Genomic DNA, 19,451 nt, shown 5'->3' with positions numbered 1-19,451 from the left:
AAGACAGTCGGCCGGCACGGCCGAAAGCGGTAGTAAGGAGCGTTTGACATGCCCATCGCTTCCCCTGAGGTCTACGCGGAGATGCTCGACCGTGCCAAGGCCGGCCGGTACGCGTACCCCGCCATCAACGTCACGTCCTCGCAGACCCTCAACGCCGCGCTGAAGGGCTTCGCCGACGCGGAGAGCGACGGCATCATCCAGGTCTCGACCGGTGGCGCCGAGTACCTCTCCGGGCCGTCCGTCAAGGACATGGTCACCGGTGCCGCCGCGTTCGCCGCGTACGCCCGCGAGGTGGCCAAGAACTACCCGGTCAACATCGCCCTGCACACCGACCACTGCCCCAAGGACAAGCTGGACAAGTTCGTCCGGCCGCTGATGGCGATCTCCAAGGAGCGGGTGGCCCGGGGCGAGGAGCCGCTGTTCCAGTCGCACATGTGGGACGGCTCCGCCGTGCCGGTCGCCGAGAACCTGGAGATCGCCGCCGAGCTGCTCGACCGGGCCGCCGAGGGCAAGATCGTCCTGGAGATCGAGGTCGGCGTGGTCGGCGGCGAGGAGGACGGCGTCGAGAACGCGATCAACGACAAGCTCTACACCACCGTCGAGGACGGCCTGGCCATGGTCGACGCGCTCGGTCTCGGCGAGAAGGGCCGCTACATGGCGGCGCTGACCTTCGGCAACGTGCACGGCGTCTACAAGCCGGGCAACGTCAAGCTCCGTCCCGAGGTGCTGAAGAGCATCCAGGAGGCGGTCGGCGCCAAGTACGGCAAGGAGAAGCCGCTCAGCCTGGTGTTCCACGGCGGTTCCGGCTCGCTGCTCTCCGAGATCCGCGAGGCGCTGGACTACGGCGTGATCAAGATGAACATCGACACCGACACCCAGTACACCTTCACCCGCCCGGTCGCGGACCACATGTTCCGCAACTACGACGGGGTGCTCAAGGTCGACGGCGAGGTCGGCAACAAGAAGCTGTACGACCCGCGCGTCTGGGGCAAGGCCGCCGAGGCCGGCATGGCCGCCCGGGTCGTCGAGGCCTGCGAGCACCTCCGCTCGACGGGCACCACGCTCGCCAAGTAGCCACACCCGGCTCGCCCAGCGTTTAGTGGTAGCAGGGGTCCCTTGTTACTCATAAATGAGTAACAAGGGACCCCTGCTACCACCTCAGGCGGGTGCGCCGATCAGCGCCCGGGCCGCCTCGGCGACGTCGTCGGTGAGGTGGATGGTGCCGGAGAGGTCCCCGAACGGCGACGCGGCCAGCAGCGGACGCAGCAGCGACTCCACCGGCAGTTCCCGGGTCCAGTACTCCCGGTTCAGGAAGACGTACGCTCCGCTCGCGCCGTCGGTGCCGTAGAACGTCTTCGTCGCCGCCTGGAAGACCTCCTGCACGGTGCCGGCCCGTCCCGGCGCGAAGACGATCCCGCCCCGGGCCAGCCGCAGGATGGTGTCCTCCCGGATCGCGTTCGAGAAGTACTTCGCGATCTTCCCGGCGAAGAGGTTCGCCGGCTCGTGCCCGTACAGCCAGGTGGGGATGGCCAGCCCGCCGGTACGGGCCCAGTCCAGACCGGAGACCTCGCCGGGGGACCGGGGTAGCGTCTCGGTCGGGGCGTACCGCTGGCGTACCTCGAGCGCCACGGCGGTGTACCGGTCGTGGTCGGTGAAGTCCGGCGCGACGGCGAGCAGGTCGATCGCCGTCGCCAACGCCTCCGCCGGGTGGGAGGCCAGGTAGGCGCCGAGGTTCGCCGCCTCCATCACCCCCGGCCCGCCGCCGGTGACCACCAGCCGGTCGGCGCGGGCCAGTTCCCAGCCGAGCATCGCGGCCATCCGGTACGGCACGCTGCCGCGTGGCACGGCATGCCCGCCCATGACGCCCACCACCGACTGCGGTCCGTGCGTGGCCAGCCAGGCGCGGGTGGCGTCGGCCAGCGCGTTGTCCACACCGTGGTCGTGCAGCCGCTGGCCGAGCGCCTCCCTGACATCCGGCAGCGCGCCGCCGTGCGACCGGAAGTGCTCGTACACCCGGGTGTCGTACATGCCGGCGAAGCCACCCTCGGCGAAGCCGCCAGCCAGATCCTCGGGGGTGTAGAGGTGCGCCGGCTGGGTCGGGTACGGCAGCCCGGAGAAGGGCGGCACCACGTTGGCGCCGCGCCGGACCAGGTCCGCGCCGACGTCCCGGGAGGCGAACCGGCAACCCACGAAGAGCGTCCCGGCGACGTCGGTGCCAGCCAGATCGGGTACGGGGTCCAGGTCGAGCCGGAGTCCCTGCACGGTCAGCCCGGCCAGGCTGCCGCTGGCCAGCCGTCGGTCGAAGGCGGCGCGGGTCTCGATCTCGTCGGGGGCGGTGTGCGGCTCGATGACGTCCGCGGGTGGTGGGGTCGGCACGAGGTCATCCTGCCCAGCCCGGTCAACCCGGCAAACCAGCCGGCCGTGTCCGATCCCATGGCGTTCAGGGCACGGATTCCCCGGGCGGCTCCGGAACATCATTCGTAGTCGAGGTGAACAGTTGGCACCGACGCGAACCTCTTCATCGACGCGTACCGTCGTGACCTGGACCGGGGTTGCGCCGGTTCGTCGACGAGCTGGGCGGACCCGCTCGCGGGCCGGTCGTCGGAGCGGGTTGAATGAGGCGATGCAGAACCTCTTGCCTGAGCCGCCGGCAACCCTACTGCCCGTCCACGAGGAGGCCGAGGCCGAGCTGGCCGCCGCCGAACAGGCGGGCACCGACGAGGCGTACGCCGAGGTGGCCGCCCGATTCCCGACCTTCAGCGCCGGTTGGGGCGCGCTGGCCACCCGGGCCCTCGCGCAGGGCCAGGTCGTCCCGGCGTACGCGTTCGCCCGCACCGGCTACCACCGGGGCCTGGACCAGCTCCGCCGTAACGGTTGGCGCGGGCACGGGCCGGTGCCGTGGGCGCACGAGCCGAACCGGGGCTTCCTCCGCTGCCTGTACGTGCTCTCCCGCGCGGCCGGCGAGATCGGCGAGGCGGACGAGGCGGCCCGCTGCGCCCAGTTCCTCCGGGACTGCGACCCGGCCGCCGGGGACGCCCTGGCCAGCGACTGACCGCAACCGGTCGATGGCCGGACCGGCGGGCGGTGCTCGTCGACCTGCCGGCGCGGGGCGGGTCCCTCCCGGACCGGGGAGAGACCCGTCCCACCCGGCGTCGTACGAGGCCGGGCCGGCGTCGGACGACAGCGGGGAGACGCCCGACCGGATCAGCGCCCTAGGGCCACTCAGAGCCCTTCGGCCACCGCGGCGGCGATCTTCAGCCAGGCGTCCCGGGTGGCCGAGGAGAGCTGCCCGTACCGGATCGGCTCGCCGGTGTCGATCAACCGCTCGTACGGCGCGAGCAGCACCGCCCGGGTGCGGGCCGCGAAGTGCTCCTGGATCGCCGGCAGGTCGATCTCCTTCCGGGACGGCGGCATCGACACCACCGTCACCGCCTGCCGGACCAGGCGCTGCCGTCCGCTCTGCTCCAGGTGGTCGAGCATCCGCGCGGCGGTCTCCGCCGAGTCGTTCCGAGCCGACATGGTGACCACCAGTTGGTCGGTCGCGTCCATCGCGGCCTGCCAGTTCTGGGCCCGGACGTTGTTCCCGGTGTCCACGAAGATCAGCTTGTAGAACCGGCTCACCACGTCCCGGATCTCCGCGAACGCCGAGGCGGTGAGCATCTCACCGCCGGTCGCCGACTCGTCCGAGGCCAGTACGTCGAACATCCCCTCGCCCTGCGAGCGGACATACTGCGACAGGTCGCCGACCCGCCCGTGCGCGCCCTGGAACTGGGCGAGGTCACGCAGCATGTCCCGTACCGTCCGGGAGTGGAAGTCCTGCTGGGCCCGCATACCCAGGGTGCCCTGGGTCTCGTTGTTGTCCCAGGCCAGGACGTAGCCGCCGCGCTTCTGACCGAAGGTCATCGCCAGCAGCAGGATCGCCACGGTCTTGCCGGCACCGCCCTTCGGGTTGACCACCGTCACCTGACGGAGGCCACCGAAGTTGCGGCGGACCATCTCGATGTCGTGCTTGACCTCCTGCTCGTGCCGTCCCGGCGGCAGCTTGACCAGTCCCAGCGTCGAACGGTTCAGCACGGCCCGTACGCCCATGGTGGCCACCGGGTCGGCCGGCCGCGCCTGCCGGCGCCGGGCGAAGTCCTCGGCGGTCGGCGTCGCGCCGTCGGACCAGAGCGGTTCCGAGTAGGTCGCGGGCGGCGGCGGGATCCGGGACGGTGCCGGCTCCGCCGCCATTCCGCCCGGCTGGCCGGTCGGCGGGAGCTGCGGGTCGGCCGTCGGTCCCGGGGCTGCCGTCGCCCAGCCGCCGCTCGCCGGCCAGCCGGACGTCGGGTCGGCCGGCCCGGCCGGCAGCGGTGCCCAGCCGGGCTGATCACCGGCTGGGGCATGGGTCGGGACACCGTTGCCCGGGTACGCCCCGCCGCCCTGCCCGCCCGCCCAGGCCGCACCCGGTCCGGCCGCCGGCCCACCGGTCTGGCCCGGCCCGCCGCTCTGGTACGGCCCGCCGTCGAAGCCCTGGACATCCGGCGGCAGGTTCGGCGGCAACTGCCCGCCTCCTGCGACCGCGCCTTCGCCCACCTCGTAGTGAGCGCCGGCCGGGGAGTGTGGTGATCCAGCGTCACCCCCCGGCGCACCACCGTTCGCCGGCCAGCCGCTCTCCGTCGGCCAGCCACCGTCCGCCGGAGCGTCGTCTGCCGGCCAGCCACCCTCCGTCGGTCCGCCACTCTCGGTCGGTCCGCCACTGTTCGCCGGCCAGCCGCTGGCTGTCGGGTTCTCGCTGGCCGTGGGCGTGTTGCCGGTTGCCGGCCAGCCCTCGCCCCCCGGTGTCCAAGTGCCCTCGGGCACCTGCGGACCGGCCGGCACGCTTCCGGCGTCAGCGGTCGCCGGAGCGCTGGTCGGGTGCGGCTCGCCGCTGGGCGGGAGCTGGTTGCCGGTGCCGGTGCCGGGGGTCGGGGGCAAGTCGCCGGGGACCGGGGGCAAGTCGCTGGGCACCGGGGGCAACGAGTACCAGCCGGGGGCGGTTCCGGCGCTGGGCTGCTGTCGTGGCACCGCCGGCTGAACGGGTTCGGCCGGTACCTGCTGTGGCCGGCCGGCCTCGGCCGGTACGTGCAGCCGTTGGCCGGACGCGGCCGGTACCTGGTGCGGCTGGCCAGGGCCGGCCGGTATCTGCTGCGACCGTTGCGGCGGGTACGCCCACGGCGACTCGGCCTGCCCCCGTGACCCGCCCGCCGGGCGGGCCGGATCGGGCGGACCGTCGTCCGGATCGGGCTGCCCACCCCGGCCAGCGGCCAGGTCGTCGGGCCGGTCCACCGGCGGTGGCCCGATGGTCGCGGGCGGGGGCGCGGCTTCCGGGTGGCCGGCGGCTGCCGGCTCCGGGAGGCTGGTCGTTCCGTCGCCGGCTGGATCGTCGATCGGGTCGCTGTCGACCGGTGCGCCGCTGTCGACCGCTACGGCGCCGGCCGCGCTGCCCTCGGCCGGTGCGGTGCTGCTCGGGCCGCTGCTCGGGCTGCCGTCGGGTCCCGTCGTAGCGGACGACAGTGGGACCGGCGGCCAGTCAACCGGACCGTTCGGGGCCCACGCCGCCGGGTCGTCCGCCGACACGGGTTCGGCGGGCTCCGGGCCGGCGGGCCGGGACGGCGGTCGCGACGCCGGTGTGCCGGGGACCGGGGCTGGCGGGACCTCCGGCGGTGCCCACTGCTGGGCGGCGGGGGGACGGGGTACGGAATCAGCGCCCGGCTGGTCCGGGTCCGGCGGCCAGAGCGGCTCGACGTCCCGTTCGGGTACCGGTCCCCCCTGCTGACCCGGCAGACGGACCCGGTCGGCGTTCTCGTGCACCACGGTTCCTCCCCCTGTCCTCCTGCCGAGGATAGGCCCTGAAAGTCGCCCAACCGGTGCTCAACGGGGCGATCAGGCGGTGTAGACCGCCCACGCTCCCGGCTCGGTCCACCATGACCGTTTCCGGGTCAACTCACCCTCGGCACCGTCGTCGAGGAACGGAATCCGCTCGTCCCGGGGCACGACGGCGACCGCCCGGCCCCGGGCCCGGCGTACCTCGAACCGGACTCGCTTCCGGCCCAGCACCGTGCGGCTCACCACGGGAATGGCCACCGCCACCTCGACCACGCCGTCGGTCGGGTCGGGGGCGTTGAGCAGGGGGAGCCCGTCGAGCCGCGCGTACCCACCGGCGTTGCCGATCGCGCAGGCCAGCAGGGGATCCTCGCCCCTGGTGAGGATGGCGTCGTCGACCTCCACCCGCCCCGCCAGTAGAGCGGCCGGCCGGACTCGTCCGAGGCGCCCAGCAACGCCCCGTCCAGGGTCACCGAGCCGCCGTCGTTGCGGAGCAGGTCGAGGCGGCGTACCCGGCCGTCCAGCACTGCGGCGGCCACCGCGGCCGGCTCCCGAGGCAGCCCGAGCTGCGCCGCGAGGTCACGCTGCGTGGCGGCCCGCGCCGGATCGAGCGGCAGTACGCCGACCGGCGGCAGATCCGGCACCGTACGGTTGCCGGCCAGCTCGGCCGGGCGGCGGCTGGGCGGTGGGGCGTACCGGCGGACGAGCCGGCGCAGGACGGCGCGCAACTGGGCGTCACTGGCCGTGGCGACGACCAGCCGGGTCTTGGAGTCGGGGTCGGGCCAGGTGAGACCGTCGGGTCGGGCCGGGGCGTCGAGCCGGGTCAACACCTCGTCGATCTCGGCGTCCGACCGGGCGGTGACCGTCTCCACCCGGGCGCCCCGTTCGGCCAGGGCATCCGCGCAGGCCAGCACCGGTACGCGTGGTGTCTCGCAGCGCTCGGCGGGTGTCGGGCCGGCCTTCTCGTCGGCTCCGCCGCAGCATCCGCCACCGCTGCCGCACGCCCCGGCGGCGTCACGCTCCGAGCCGAGGGTGAGCAGCACCACGTCGTACACGGAAGAGGGCCTCCTGCCTCGTCGCGCAGCCCCTGCGGGCTGCGCCTACACCACTTGTTAGCCTGACACCTCGGGCTCGCCACGCGGTCGCCACCTGGCACCCGAGCCCCCTGGAGGCGGTGAAGATGCCAGCGATCGTGCTCCTCGGTGCTCAGTGGGGCGACGAGGGCAAGGGCAAGGTTACCGACCTGCTGGGCGAGCGGGTCGACTACGTCGTGCGTTACTCGGGCGGAAACAACGCCGGGCACACGGTGATCACTCCGGACGGCCAGAAGTACGCCCTGCACCTGATGCCCTCCGGCGCGCTCTCGCCGAGCGCGATGATCGTCATCGGCAACGGTGTGGTGGTCGATCCGAAGGTGCTGCTCGGCGAGATCGACGGGCTGGCCGAGCGGGGCGTGGACGTCTCCCGACTGCGGATCTCCGGCGACGCGCACCTGATCATGCCGCACCACCGGGCGCTGGACCGGGTGGTCGAGCGGTACCTCGGCTCGTCCCGGATCGGCACCACCGGCCGGGGCATCGGCCCGGCGTACGGCGACAAGGTCGCCCGGATGGGCATCCGGCTCCAGGACCTTCTCGACCCGGGCATCCTGCGCAAGAAGCTGGAACTGGCGCTGCGCGAGAAGAACCAGATCCTGTTCAAGGTCTACAACCGCAAGGCGATCGACGTCGAGGCCACCGTCGAGGAGTACCTCGCCTACGCCGAGCGGCTGCGCCCGTACATCGCCGAGACCCGGGTGATGCTCTGGGACGCCCTGGACCGGGGCGAGACGGTCCTGCTGGAGGGCGCCCAGGCCACCATGCTCGACATGGACCACGGCACGTACCCCTTCGTGACCTCGTCGAACCCGACGGCGGGCGGGGCGTGCGTCGGGGCCGGCATCCCGCCCACCGCCATCACGAAGGTGATCGCGGTGAGCAAGGCGTACACCACCCGGGTCGGCTCCGGGCCGTTCCCGACCGAGCTCTTCGACGACAACGGCCAGCACCTGCGCAAGGTCGGCCACGAGTACGGCACCACCACCGGCCGGGAACGGCGGTGCGGCTGGTTCGACGCGGTCGTCGCCCGGTACGCCTGCCGCCTGAACGGCGTCACCGACCTCGTCGTCACCAAGCTGGACGTGCTCACCGGCCTGCCGAAGGTGCCGATCTGCGTCGGGTACGAGATCAACGGCAAGCGGTACGACGACATGCCGATGACGCAGACCGACTTCCACCACGCGAAGCCGGTCTACGAGGAGCTCGACGGCTGGTGGGAGGACATCACCAAGGCCCGGACCGAGGACGAGCTCCCGGAGAACGCGCGTCGCTACGTCGCCCGCATCGAGGAGCTCTGCGGCACCCGGGTCAGCGTGGTCGGCGTCGGCCCCGGCCGCGAGGAGAACGTCCTCTACCACCCCCTGCTCCCCTAGGCCCTTTCTCGGCGTTGATCAAGAAGTTCGCGTCACCGGGGACGTCCACATCCTGGCGCGAACCTCTTGATCAACTAGAGCGGCCGGTGGCGGTCGGTAGGATCGGGGCCTGTGCGGGTACTTCTTGTGGGATCGGGTGGACGGGAACACGCGCTGGCGCTCGGGCTGGCGGCTGATCCGTCCGTCGAGCGGCTGATCGCGGCACCGGGGAATCCGGGGATCGCGGGTGTGGCGGAGCTTCGGCAGGTCGACATCGGGGATCCGGCGGCGGTGGCTGGACTGGCCGTCGAGGAGAACGTCGACCTGGTGGTGATCGGGCCGGAGGCTCCCCTGGTCGCCGGGGTCGCCGACGCGGTCCGGGCCAAGGGTGTGGCCTGCTTCGGTCCGTCCGCCGAGGCCGCCCGGCTGGAAGGGTCGAAGGCGTTCGCCAAGGACGTGATGACCGCGGCCGGGGTGCCGACCGCCCGCGCGTACACCTGCACCGACGAGGCGTCCACCGCCCGGGCGCTGGACGAGTTCGGGCCGCCGTACGTGGTCAAGAACGACGGGCTCGCCGCCGGCAAGGGCGTGGTGGTCACCGACGACCGGGCCGCCGCGCTGGCCCACGCCGCCGAGTGCGGGCGGGTGGTGGTCGAGGAGTACCTCGCCGGGCCCGAGGTGTCGCTCTTCGTGGTGACCGACGGCGAGGCGGCGGTGCCGCTGCTGCCGGCACAGGACTTCAAGCGGGTCGGCGACGGCGACAGCGGCCCGAACACCGGCGGCATGGGAGCGTACGCCCCACTGCCCTGGGCGCCGCCCGGCCTGGTCGACCAGGTGATGCGGGAGGTGGTGCACCCGACGCTGGCGGAGATGCGCCGCCGGGGCACCCCGTTCGCCGGCCTCCTCTATGTCGGCCTGGCGATCACCGCCGCCGGTCCCCGGGTGATCGAGTTCAACGCCCGGTTCGGCGACCCGGAGACCCAGGTCGTGCTCGCCCTGCTGGATTCGCCGCTCGGTGCGTTGCTGCACGCGGCGGCCACCGGCGCACTGGCCGTGCACCCGCCACTGCGCTGGCGCGACGGTGCCGCGGTGACCGTGGTGCTGGCTGCGGCGAACTACCCCAGCCAGCCGCGTACCGGTGACGTGATCAGCGGCGCGGATAGGCCGGGCATCATCCACGCCGGCACCCGTCGCGCCGACGACGGCACGTTGGTCTCCGCCGGGGGCCGGGTCCTCTGCGCCACCGCCACCGGCGTAGACCTGGCCGCTGCCCGGGATGCCGTGTACGCGCTGGTCGACGACGTGGAGTTGCCCGGCTCGCACCACCGGCGGGACATCGCCGACGCGGCGGTACGCGACGCCATCCCCCTGCTACCACCAAAGGGCTGACGTGGGCCGGGGCAGGCTGTCAGTCGCGGATCATGCGGTCCAGCAGGTTGGCGGTGGCCCGCTCGACGCGGGCGTCCCGGTGTTTGGGGCGGTCCAGGGCCATCGTCCAGAACAGCGTCCCGGCGGCGAAGACCAGGCCACCCTGGGGCGTCTCGTAGAGGTGGGTCCGCTGGAGTCGCTGCTGCCCCTGCCGGGTCCGGTACGGCGAGGCGGCGAGCGTCGTCGCGACCCCGGTGGGCCGGGGCAGCCCCGAGTACCGGCCGTCCGCCTCACCCCCGACGAGGCCCGGAATCCGGTCGCCGTCGGCGAGTCCGGTGCCCGACCAGAACCAGTGTCCGGCCGAGCTGACCACCAGCGGCTGCGGGTCGGTGACGATGCCGTTGTACTGGATGCCGAGCAGCCCCTGCTCGGCGCGGCTGCCGTCGTGGGCGACTTTACGCCAGTACGTCGTCGGGCCGGCGGTGTCCGCCCCCGGGTCCGGTGCCGTCTTGTGGCAGGTGATCAGCCGTTCGGGTCGTCCGTCGGCGGAGGGGTTCAGCCGGATGTGCCAGTAGACGCTGTTCGCGGCAAAGAAGGCCAGGCTGGTTCCGGCCGCCACCGCGCGGTCCGCTGCGACCCGCATCGGCTCCGACCAGTACTCGTCGTGACCGCAGAACACGATCCCCTGGTGCCGAGCCGGGTCGAGGCGACCGCTGTGCAGGTCCTCGGTGGTGGCGTAGGCGACGTCGTAGCCCTGCCGTTCGGCCCAGCGGATGAAGTGGTGGTCGCGGTCGAGGTGCTTGGGCCGGCCGTCGTACGCGTACGGGCGGTCGAAGGAGACGGTCAGGGAGCGCCGCTCGTAGTTCAGCGCACCGTCCTGGTAGCCGTAGTAGAGGCTCCGCCCGATGGTGCCGTCCATCGGCCACTGGTTGTACGCCTGGTACGTGGTGAACGGCAGCACCACGCAGAGCGCGGCGGCTCGCCGGTCGTCGCGTACCACGAAGGGCGCGTACCCGCGCCAGCCCTCGGCCGAGGTGAAGATCGCCTGGTAGAGCCCGGAGGTCCAGTCGTCGGGGACGCGTAGCGTCCAGGAGACCGGCCACCGACAGATCAGCGCCCCGCCGTCCGGCTCGGGCAGGGGCACCGGCTGCGGTCCGCCGGTCAACTCGGGGCTGGTCAGCAACTCGCGAGCGCCGGCCCCGCCGTACCAGCCGAGTCGGACGATGGTGATCCGGTACGGTCCGGCCGGGTCGACCGCGATGTGGAAGTCGATGGCCTGGCCGGGGGCGACGCTGGTCGCTGAGGCGTACCCCTGGATCTGCCGGTGGCGGTCGTCGACGCCCGGCCGCCGGCTGCCCTTGGGCGGCCAGGCGGTACCGGTGGCCTCGTTTTCCCCGATGACCGGAGCGGGACCGGCGGGACCAGCGGGGGCCGGTTTCGGTGTCGGCGCCTTCCCCCAACCTGCGGCTACCGGCTCGGCACCCGGTGGCGACGAGGTGTGCCAGAGCGCTCCGGCCGTCGCGGCGGACGCGCCGAAGGCGAGCAGGCCGAGGGCACGACGACGACGCACACCTGCCATGGCAGCTCCTGAGCGGATTCCGGACGCGGGGAGGAAGCGCCCGAACATACCACTGTGGACGCAGACGCCCGTCGGTTCGTCGGGATGACGACTGCTTCCCTGGTCACGACCTTGACGGTGGCGTTGTGGCGGCGCTTTTGTCGGTGGCCGACGGGCCGGCAAGAGATCGGCCGGGGACGTGGTGTCAGCGCACCTGGATGCCGGAGATGGCACGGGAGATGACCAGCCGCTGGATCTCCGACGTGCCCTCGAAGATGGTGTAGATCTTGGCGTCCCGGTACCAGCGTTCGACCGGGTGGTCACGGAGGAAGCCGGCCCCGCCGAGCAGTTGCACCGCCTTCTCGGTGACCGCGACGGCCACCTCGCCCGCCTTGAGCTTGGACATCGAACCCTCCCCGGCGGCGAACGGCTTGTCGTTACGGCCCATCCAGGCCGCCCACTCGGCTGCGGCCGGGCGCACGACCTCGGTGGCGAAGCCGTGCACCCAGTCGCGGAGATCCCGCTGTTCCTCGTTCAGGTCGAGCGAGAACTCGGACATGTCAGCCCTTGGGGATGTCGAACAGGTTGGGGATGTTGGCGGCCAGACCCAGGTCGCCCTTGGCCTTCAGCTTGCCGGTCATGAACATCATCGCCGGGTTGGCGGCACCCGCGACGATCTTGAGGAACTCGACCGGGCCCAGGGTGAGGGTCAGCTTCGGCTCCCGCTCCGGGGTGGAGTTGACCGTGCAGGCGCCGTTCTCGATGACGACCTCGTAGGTGTCGGAGCTGCCGTCCGGGCCGCCGGTGATGTTCCAGTGCAGCACCGCGTTGGTGTTACCGGCCTTCTCGGCCCGGAACAGCGACGGCATCCGGCTGAACACCTCGTCGAGGACCTTGCCCCGCAGCTCGCCCGACATCACCTCGGCGATCTTCTTGTCCGGGGTGGACTTGACGAGCTTGGCGAACTCCTTGGGGCCGTACGAGGAGAAAGTGGCCGGATCGAAGTCAGTCATGGGGAACCTTCCGGACGTCGTGTCGCCGCCGTACCGCGCGGGTTTCGCGTCGGGCCGGGACGCACGGATCGACTTGCCTACTCTGGCGTAACCTTACGTACGAGTAGGTATGCTCGCAAGGTGTCCAGCACACCCGCGTTCCGCCGTCTCCCACGGGCCGTCCGTGAGCAGCAGATGCTCGACGCGGCCGTCCGTGCCTTCTCCCGCCGGGGGTTCCACGCCGCCAGCATGGACGAGATCGCCGAGGATGCCGGCATCTCCAAACCGATGGTCTACGCGTACCTCGGCACCAAGGAGGAGCTCTTCGTCGCCTGCCTGCACCGGGAGGGCACCCGCATGGTGGAGGCCATCGCCGCGGCCGCCGCCCCCGACCTGCCGGCCGACGAACGGCTCTGGCGGGGACTCCGGGCGTTCTTCGGGTTCGTCGGCGCGCACCGGGACGGCTGGATCGTGCTCTACCGGCAGGCCCGGGGCGAGCAGCCGTTCGCCGGGGAACTGGCCACCATGCGCAGCCGGCTGGTCGAGGTGGTCGCCGGCATGCTCGACGACGCACTGCGCGCGCAGGGCCGCGAGGTCCGCGAGACCGACCTGGAGGTGATCGCGTACGCCCTGGTCGGCGCGACCGAGTCGCTGGGCGACTGGCTCGCCGACCACCCGGAGGCCGACCCGGCGAAGACCGCCACCCGGATGATGAACATCGCCTGGCTGGGCGCGGACCAACTGCTGCGCGGCGAGACCTGGCGCCCGACCGGAGAGTGAGGGCAGGCCAGCAGCCGCGCGGAAGCCTCGCGTGCCGGTACCGGCGTACGGATCGCCGGGGTCGCGGCCGGCTCGGTCGGTCGGTGGGGTGCGCGAGGATGGGCGGGTGCTCGACCGGATCGACGACATCGACTGGCGGCGGCTCGGCCACGCCTACGGGCCGGCTGCGGACGTCCCCGACCAGCTCCGCGCGCTGTGCTCAGCCGACCCGACGGAACGGGAGGCCGCCTTCGGTGACCTCTACAGCAACATCTTCCACCAGGGCAGCCGGTACGAGGCGAGCGCGTACGCGGTGCCGTTCCTGCTCGCCATGGTCGCCGACCCGGCCACGCCGGACCGGGACCTGGCGCTCCACCTGCTGACCTGCCTGGCGATCGGCTACGACGAGAGCTGGCTTCCGGACGGCTTCCCGGTGGCCGAGTACCGCCGGGCGACGGAGGGCGGGCGGGAGCTGGCCGCCGCCAAGCCGCCCAGCTCCGACGAGGCCGACGACGCCGAGGCGGAGTACCTGCGCGGGCTGGCCGAGGCCGATCGAAACCGCCTCTTCGCCTACTACGAGCTGGCCGCGTACGACGCGGCGCGGGCCGGGGTGCCGGTGTTGCGCGCCCTGCTCACCCACCCCGAGCCGGGACCGCGCATCGGAGGGGCGTACGCCCTCGCCTGGTTTCCGGAGGAGGCGGCCGACAGCTTGCCGGCGCTGCTCGCGGCCGTCACCACGGCACTCGCGGCCGACGGGCGGACCAGCGCGGGCCCGGCGGCGGACGCGGCCGACGGGAGGGCCAGCGCGGCGGGTGACCGGGCGGCGGACGTGGCAGCGACCGCGCTGGTGGCCGCCGGTCTGCTCGGGTCCGCGCCGGACTCCGCCCTGCTCACCGATCCGCGTCCGGTGGTCCGGTGGGCCGCTGCGGTCGCCCGGGCCCGGGTGCTCGGGCCGGACGCCGACGACGCCACCGTCGAGGAGCTGCTCCGCTGGACGACCGCCACACCGCGCGGTCGACGGCGGTCGGCCGACGACGTCTGGGTGCCGTTCCTGGAGGGCGACCTGGCCGGGTACGCCGCGCTGGCGTTGCGGCAGGTCGGGCCCCGGCACGCCGACCGGACGTACGCCGCGCTGCTCGACCGGCTGCCGGCCGTCGACGGCGTCGAGGCACTGACGGTGGCGACCGAAGCGCTGCGCCTGGCCTTTCCCGACGGCCCGCTGCCGGCGGGGACGCCACCGGAGGCGCTGACCGGCCGGCAGCGGCGGCTGGCCGAGATGCTGGCCCGGTCGCCGCTGCCGTGGTCGATCGACGGCAGCCTGTTCGGGAACTTCTCCCTGCTGGTTGGCGAGTACGGCCTACCCCGCAGCCGGGAGGAGCTGCGCGGCTACCTCGGTTGACCCCGACCGCTCCCCTCCGGCGGTCGGGGCCGGCCAGGCCGCCCCGTCGGCCCGGCTTGCTCCGGTGGACAGCCCGGACACCGGCCGCTTGTCCTCGGCCGTGGGGCCGTGCGAGGTGAGCACCACCGGGACGGCCAACGCGTCCTCGACCGCCGCCACCCAGTCGGCTGGCGCGTCGTCGTCGTACACCGGTCGGGCGGCCAGCAGCCGGGCGGTGAGCGCGGCCTGCCGGTCCAGGTCGCCGGGCGGACCGACCGGCAGCCGGTCGGCGGTGTCGTAGCGGCGGCAGATCCGCAACCCCCGGTCAGCCAGGTCCAGGTGGGTGAGGACCAGCCCGTCCACCCCGCCGGCCACCTCGAGGGCGTACCGGTGGGCGACCGCGTCGAAGTGGCCGAACCGGAACCGGCCCTGCCACGGGTTGGTCGGGTTGCGCGGGTCGGTCAGCGGCAGCGTTCGGTCCTCGGTGACCAGCGGGCCCGGCCCGTGCCGGGTGGTCACGGTACGCAGTACGCCCAGCCGCTGGGCGGTGCCGGCCAGGCCCGCCTCGGCGAGCAGCGCCTCCGCATTGGCGAAGGTGGTGGTGCTCCACGTCGTGTACGGGTGGAAGCCGTGCCACTCGTCCAGCAGCACCCCCTGCGCGCCCTCGAAGACGCAGGTGCCCGCCCGCAGCACCCCGGCCAGGTACGACCCGTCCACGATCGCCACCCGGGCGGCGAATCCGGTGAACGCGGGCAGGCAGTCCTCGACCGGCGGCGCGTCCAACGGGCCGAGTTCGGCGGTCAACCGGTCCCGCAGCCGGGTCAGCCGGTCCCGCAGCAGTTCCGGGTCGCGGCAGTCGGCCACCCGGGGCGCGTCGTCGGGGTGGGCGAGCCCGTACGCGACGGTCTCGCCCACCCCCAGCCCGCAGGAGCCGTGCCGGTCGGCACCCCGGGCGAGTTCCCGGGCCCGGTTGGCGGCCCGGTGGTACGGCGTGGCGAGCAACGCCCCACCGTCGACGGTGAGCCGGTCGAGGGCGTCCGGCACCCCGACCGAGGCGAGGTGGTCGGCTTCGGCGGCCAGCGCCAGCGGGTCCACCACCACGTGCCGGGACAGGTGGGTCCGCACGCCGGGGCGGAACGTACCCGCCCCGAACTGCGCGAACGTGTGCTGCCGGCCGTCGGCGAGCACCACGTTGTGCGCCGCCTGCGCGCCCCCGTTGAACCGGACCACGGTGTGCACCGGCCGGGTCGCGCAGAGCCAGTCCACGACGGTGCCCTTGCCGGCGTCGCCGTAGCCGAGGTCGACCACCACCACGTGGTTCACAGCCGGGTGACCCCTCCGGTCGAGCCACCACGCGGGGCCGGCAGGGTCGAGCCACCGCGCTGGGCCGGCAGGGTCGAGCTGTTGGGCAGCGACGACACGACCGTGCGCCGGCCGCCGCCGACCCGGGCCAGCGCCTTCGAGACCGTGCCGGTGGCCGCCGAGCCGTGCCGGTCCAGGTCCCGAAGGCCCTCGTCCAGGTCGATGGCCTCCTCACCGAGCCCGACGGTGAGCGCGATGGTCTCGCAGACCGCGTCCAGGTCGTCCAGTTCGATAGCGTTCTGCCCGAGCAGGTCGCGCCAGAAGTCGAGCACCTTGCGGTTGCCGGAGTAGTGGCTGCCGGCCGGGAGAAGGTAGTACGTGTCCCAGCGGCGGGTCACCTCGTCGACGACCTGCCGCAGCGGCACGTCCTCGCCCAGGTTGTCGCCGATCAGGCGGGCCACCTCACGCTGCTTGACCTTCGCGTACGCCAGCTCGTCGCCGATGATGAACAGGTAGCCGCGCCGGCCGCGCTTCTCCCAGGAGTCGGTGACCGTGTGCCGGGCGACGAAGTACATCGCCAGCTCGTACGACTCCATCATCTGGCCGCCACCGCCGCCCTCCAGCACGATCTTGCCGAGGTCGTCGTCCATCCGGTTGTCCGACTCGAACTGGCCGACCTGCAACGGCACCCGGTCGCAGGTGGCGTCGCCGATCGCACCGAACATGATCTGCGGGTCGCGGGCGTAGCCCTGGCGCAGCAGCAGCCCGAGCAACTGCGGCAGCTTGGCCTGGAGGGTGCGCGGGACGTGCCCCATCGAGCCGGTCACATCGAACAGCACCACGATCGGTGTCGACTGCGGGTGCTCGGCCGAGTCGCGGCTCTCCCGGGTCGCGCCGCGCGGGTCGAGGTCGGGGTGCACCGTCCGGGCCCCGCTGTCGCTGTACGAGAAGGCGCTCTTCCCGGTGGCCTTCCGGTAGCTCTTGGCGGCGTCGTACACGTCGGTGGACCAGATTCCACTGCCCATGGCAGCCTCCCTAGGGGTTGAGGGTGAAGGGTCGGAAGGTGCGCGGCCCGTAGAGCCGTTCCAGCACCTCGTCGAGTTCGCCGAGCAGTCGCCAGGCGTCGTCGGGTCGGGCGTGCAGCGCCGGCAGGCGGCAGCCGTCGGCGAAGGCGCGCAGCTCACGTGGGGCACGGTCGCCCATCAGCCAGGTCATGCAGCGGGCGGCCATCGCGAGGTCGGTGCCCGGCCCGCAGGGCCGCTTGGCGGTCACCTCGGCCGGATACCAGTCCTCGTGACCGGGGACCAGCGCCGGCACGACGCCGTCGCCGACCACCGCGAAGCACCAGTCGACCAGCACCACGCCGTGCGCGTCCGGCTCGATCAGCACGTGCCGGGGGAGCACCGCGCCGTGCACCACGCCGGCCCGGTGGGCCAGGCCGAGGGCGACCAGCAGCCGCCGCCACATCCAGGCCGCGTCCCGGCCGTCCAGCCCGCCGGGGTACGCCCGGCGCACCTCGTCCAGGCTGTGCAGGTTTCCGACGGCGGCCAGTACGTTGACCCGCCGCTCGGCGCCGGTGGCCGCGTCCCGGTGCCGGAACGAGTCGACCAGCCGGGGCACGTACGGCAGGTGACGCGGGTCGCCCCGCTCCTCGAGCGTGCGCAGGGCGTGCGCCTCACGGGCCATCAGATCGTTGTCGCCCGGCTGGCGGGGCAGCTTGAGTAGCCGGTCCGCCCCGACGTCGTACAGGTCGGTCAGGTCGCCGGAGTACGCGAGCCGGCCGAGCCGGTAGTCGCCGAGCAGGATTCCCGGGCCCTGGGTGGCCGCCCGCCAGCGGGTGGTGACCTGGACGAACGCGTCGGTGGCGGCGGCGCGTACCCGCTCGTCGGCCCGGCCGAGCCGGTCCGGGTGCAGGGCCGCGACCAGCTCGCGGTACCGGTGGGCCGGCGCGTCGACGCCGAACAGGTCGTCGTCGGTGTGGGCCGCCGCGACCAGACGGATCGCCTCCTCTGTCCTCACCGGATCTCCTCCTCCCGGGCGGGGCGCAGCAGCGCCGGGTGGAGCAGTCGGGCGTCGCCGGCCCGGTAGAGCTTCGCGCGCGGGCCGCCCCGGGCCCCGCCGCGCTCGGTGGTCGCGCCGGTGCTCTCCACGAAGCCCGGTACGGAGAGCACCTTGCGGTGGAAGTTGCCGGCGTGCAGCGGGTCCCCCCAGACCGTCTCGTAGACGCCGCGCAGCTCGCTGATGGTGAACTCGGGTTCGAGGAAGCGCGTGGCCAGCGGGGTGTACTCCAGCTTGGCGCGGGCCCGCTCCAGCCCCTCGTCGATGATTCGGGCGTGGTCGAAGGCGAGCTGCCGGTTGCCGAGCTCGGTCACCGGCAGCCAGGCCGCCTCGGCGGCGTCGCTGGCGGCCACCGGGTCGGGCAGGTCGGGGGCGAAGGCCAGGTGGGCGATGGAGACGATCCGCATCCGAGGGTCCCGGCCCGGGTCACCGTAGCTGCCGAGCTGTTCGAGGTGGACGCGGTGCATCCGCTCGTCGCCGAGGCCGGTCTCCTCGGCCAGTTCCCGGCGCGCGCCGGTGGCCAGGTCCTCGTCCGGCTGGACGAACCCGCCGGGCAGCGCCCAGTGCCCCGCGTACGGCGGCTGGCCGCGCCGGATCAGTAGCAGGTGCAGCGACCCCTCGCGGATGGTCAGCGCGACCACGTCGGTGGTCACCGCGACCGCCGGGTACGCCGAGGGGTCGTACCCCGCCAGGAACTCCTGCTCGTCCACCGCGTTCCTCTCCGAGCGAGAACAACTCAACTTGAGAACAACTCAACCTGAGAAGAACTTACCACCCGATCGAGTGACTGTCGACAGGAGGGCGGTCAGTGGATGGTGCCGACCAGGTGGGGGTGGCCGGTGCGGGCGTCGTTCAGGAGGAAACCGCCGTCGGGGATGGCGCTGAAGTTGACCGTCGAGGGGAGACGGATCGGCAGCTTGAACGCCACCTCCACGGTATAGGCCTCGGGCAGCCGGGGCGCCAGCGCGGCCAGGCAGCGGGCCTTGCTCCACATGCCGTGTGCGATCGGGCGCGGGTAGCCGAGCAGCCGCGCGCCCAGCCGCGAGGTGTGGATCGGGTTGTGGTCACCGGAGACCCGGGCGTAGTCCCGGCCGGTGCGCGGACCGACCCGCCACAGCGCCGGGCCGGTCGGAGCCGGGGCCCACTCGCCCTGCTTACGCGGGCCGCCGGTCGCCGACTTGTCCCGCCCGAGGTACGTCGACACGCCCCGCCAGACCTCCTGCCCGTCGACCGAGGCGACCAGCACCACGTCGAGCTGCCGCCCCCGTGGGTGCGGACGCAGGTTCTCCGCGTACGCGGTGAAGTCCAGGGTCTCGCCCGCGTCGATCGCCCGACGTACGGTGATCCGGTTGCCCACGTGCACCACGCCGGTCAGCGGAATCGGGAAGTCCGGGGCGCTGATCAGCCGCAACGCCAGCGGGAACCCCATGACGTGCGGGTACGTCCCGGGCAGCGCGTCGGTCAGCCGGAACCCGCAGACCCGGTCGTAGTCGGCCAGGTGCGCCCGGTCCACGGTGACGCCCCGGACGGTCAGCGCGACGTTCGGCAGCTCGGCGGAGCGCCGGCGGCCCACCCAGGGCAGCGACCCGAGCACCGCCCGCCGGTAGAGCGGCCCGGAGGCCGGCATCCGAGGCAGCTCCGTCCGGGCACGGCCGGCCCGCGCGGTGTACGCCGACAGGTCCGTGGTGGCGTACGCGGACAGGTCGTGCGTCTCCTCGACGCTGATGTCGTGCTGGTCCCCGGCGA

Annotated in this window: 16 protein-coding genes and 1 pseudogene; 6 read left to right on the top strand and 11 right to left on the bottom strand. The window is 73.1% G+C overall.

The window, feature by feature from the left end; translation table 11 throughout:
• Nucleotides 1–48: 48 nt before the first annotated feature.
• Nucleotides 49–1,074, top strand: coding sequence for a class II fructose-bisphosphate aldolase (fbaA, locus tag GA0074692_RS24335; protein ID WP_091647917.1), 1,026 nt, complete (start codon nt 49–51; stop codon nt 1,072–1,074).
• Nucleotides 1,075–1,158: 84 nt separating this feature from the next.
• On the opposite strand, the gene GA0074692_RS24330 is transcribed toward fbaA, so the two are convergent.
• The gene (locus tag GA0074692_RS24330; protein ID WP_176738562.1) at nt 1,159–2,376 is read right to left on the bottom strand and encodes an SLOG cluster 4 domain-containing protein; all 1,218 of its coding nucleotides are present in this window, start codon (nt 2,374–2,376) and stop codon (nt 1,159–1,161) included.
• 247 nt (nt 2,377–2,623) lie between these two features.
• On the opposite strand from GA0074692_RS24330, the gene GA0074692_RS24325 reads away from it, so the two are divergent.
• Entirely contained in the window at nt 2,624–3,052 is a 429-nt protein-coding gene (locus GA0074692_RS24325; protein WP_091647915.1) for a DUF3151 domain-containing protein, read from the top strand.
• Nucleotides 3,053–3,222: 170 nt separating this feature from the next.
• On the opposite strand, the gene GA0074692_RS24320 is transcribed toward GA0074692_RS24325, so the two are convergent.
• On the bottom strand, nt 3,223–5,406 hold the full coding sequence (locus GA0074692_RS24320) for a MinD/ParA family ATP-binding protein (RefSeq protein WP_425413399.1): 2,184 nt from the start codon (nt 5,404–5,406) through the stop codon (nt 3,223–3,225).
• 495 nt (nt 5,407–5,901) lie between these two features.
• Nucleotides 5,902–6,896: pseudogene (locus tag GA0074692_RS24315) on the bottom strand (diacylglycerol kinase family protein).
• Between the two features lie 125 nt (nt 6,897–7,021).
• On the opposite strand from GA0074692_RS24315, the gene GA0074692_RS24310 reads away from it, so the two are divergent.
• Nucleotides 7,022–8,311: an adenylosuccinate synthase gene (locus GA0074692_RS24310; protein WP_091654011.1), complete on the top strand. Its 1,290-nt coding sequence runs from the start codon at nt 7,022–7,024 to the stop codon at nt 8,309–8,311.
• A gap of 111 nt (nt 8,312–8,422) precedes the next feature.
• Entirely contained in the window at nt 8,423–9,679 is a 1,257-nt protein-coding gene (gene purD / locus GA0074692_RS24305; protein ID WP_091647913.1) for a phosphoribosylamine--glycine ligase, read from the top strand.
• Nucleotides 9,680–9,698: 19 nt separating this feature from the next.
• Here the strand turns inward: purD and GA0074692_RS24300 are convergent, their stop codons facing one another.
• From GA0074692_RS24300 to GA0074692_RS24290, 3 genes are all read right to left on the bottom strand, one after another.
• Complete coding sequence (locus GA0074692_RS24300; RefSeq protein ID WP_091647911.1) at nt 9,699–11,237, bottom strand: N,N-dimethylformamidase beta subunit family domain-containing protein; 1,539 nt, start codon at nt 11,235–11,237, stop codon at nt 9,699–9,701.
• Nucleotides 11,238–11,421: 184 nt separating this feature from the next.
• Complete coding sequence (locus GA0074692_RS24295; protein WP_281199007.1) at nt 11,422–11,775, bottom strand: acyl-CoA dehydrogenase family protein; 354 nt, start codon at nt 11,773–11,775, stop codon at nt 11,422–11,424.
• A 1-nt stretch (nt 11,776) separates the two neighbouring features.
• Nucleotides 11,777–12,229 carry an SCP2 sterol-binding domain-containing protein gene (locus tag GA0074692_RS24290; protein WP_091647908.1) on the bottom strand — a complete coding sequence of 151 codons (453 nt, stop codon included), beginning with the start codon at nt 12,227–12,229 and terminating at the stop codon, nt 11,777–11,779.
• A 120-nt stretch (nt 12,230–12,349) separates the two neighbouring features.
• On the opposite strand from GA0074692_RS24290, the gene GA0074692_RS24285 reads away from it, so the two are divergent.
• Nucleotides 12,350–12,988 carry a TetR/AcrR family transcriptional regulator gene (locus GA0074692_RS24285; protein ID WP_176738561.1) on the top strand — a complete coding sequence of 213 codons (639 nt, stop codon included), beginning with the start codon at nt 12,350–12,352 and terminating at the stop codon, nt 12,986–12,988.
• Between the two features lie 106 nt (nt 12,989–13,094).
• Nucleotides 13,095–14,366, top strand: coding sequence for a hypothetical protein (locus GA0074692_RS34945; RefSeq protein ID WP_091647903.1), 1,272 nt, complete (start codon nt 13,095–13,097; stop codon nt 14,364–14,366).
• Here the strand turns inward: GA0074692_RS34945 and GA0074692_RS24275 are convergent.
• From GA0074692_RS24275 to GA0074692_RS24255, 5 genes are all read right to left on the bottom strand, one after another.
• Nucleotides 14,325–15,668 (bottom strand): adenylosuccinate synthetase, encoded by a 1,344-nt coding sequence (locus GA0074692_RS24275; RefSeq protein WP_091647901.1) that lies wholly within the window; start codon nt 15,666–15,668, stop codon nt 14,325–14,327. The genes GA0074692_RS34945 and GA0074692_RS24275 overlap by 42 nt on opposite strands.
• Nucleotides 15,665–16,672, bottom strand: a complete 1,008-nt coding sequence (locus GA0074692_RS24270) for a hypothetical protein (protein ID WP_091647898.1) — start codon at nt 16,670–16,672, stop codon at nt 15,665–15,667. Before GA0074692_RS24270 ends, GA0074692_RS24275 begins: the two co-directional genes overlap by 4 nt.
• A 10-nt stretch (nt 16,673–16,682) precedes the next feature.
• Complete coding sequence (locus GA0074692_RS24265; RefSeq protein ID WP_091647896.1) at nt 16,683–17,666, bottom strand: protein kinase family protein; 984 nt, start codon at nt 17,664–17,666, stop codon at nt 16,683–16,685.
• On the bottom strand, nt 17,663–18,415 hold the full coding sequence (locus GA0074692_RS24260; protein ID WP_091647893.1) for an NUDIX hydrolase: 753 nt from the start codon (nt 18,413–18,415) through the stop codon (nt 17,663–17,665). The genes GA0074692_RS24265 and GA0074692_RS24260 overlap by 4 nt, the downstream gene beginning before the upstream one ends.
• A gap of 95 nt (nt 18,416–18,510) precedes the next feature.
• Entirely contained in the window at nt 18,511–19,332 is an 822-nt protein-coding gene (locus GA0074692_RS24255) for a MaoC/PaaZ C-terminal domain-containing protein (RefSeq protein ID WP_245730745.1), read from the bottom strand.
• Nucleotides 19,333–19,451 lie beyond the last annotated feature (119 nt).

This window comes from Micromonospora pallida (assembly GCF_900090325.1).
In the GTDB taxonomy this organism is placed as follows: Bacteria; Actinomycetota; Actinomycetes; order Mycobacteriales; family Micromonosporaceae; genus Micromonospora; species Micromonospora pallida.
This window is presented reverse-complemented; position numbering and strand designations above follow the sequence as displayed.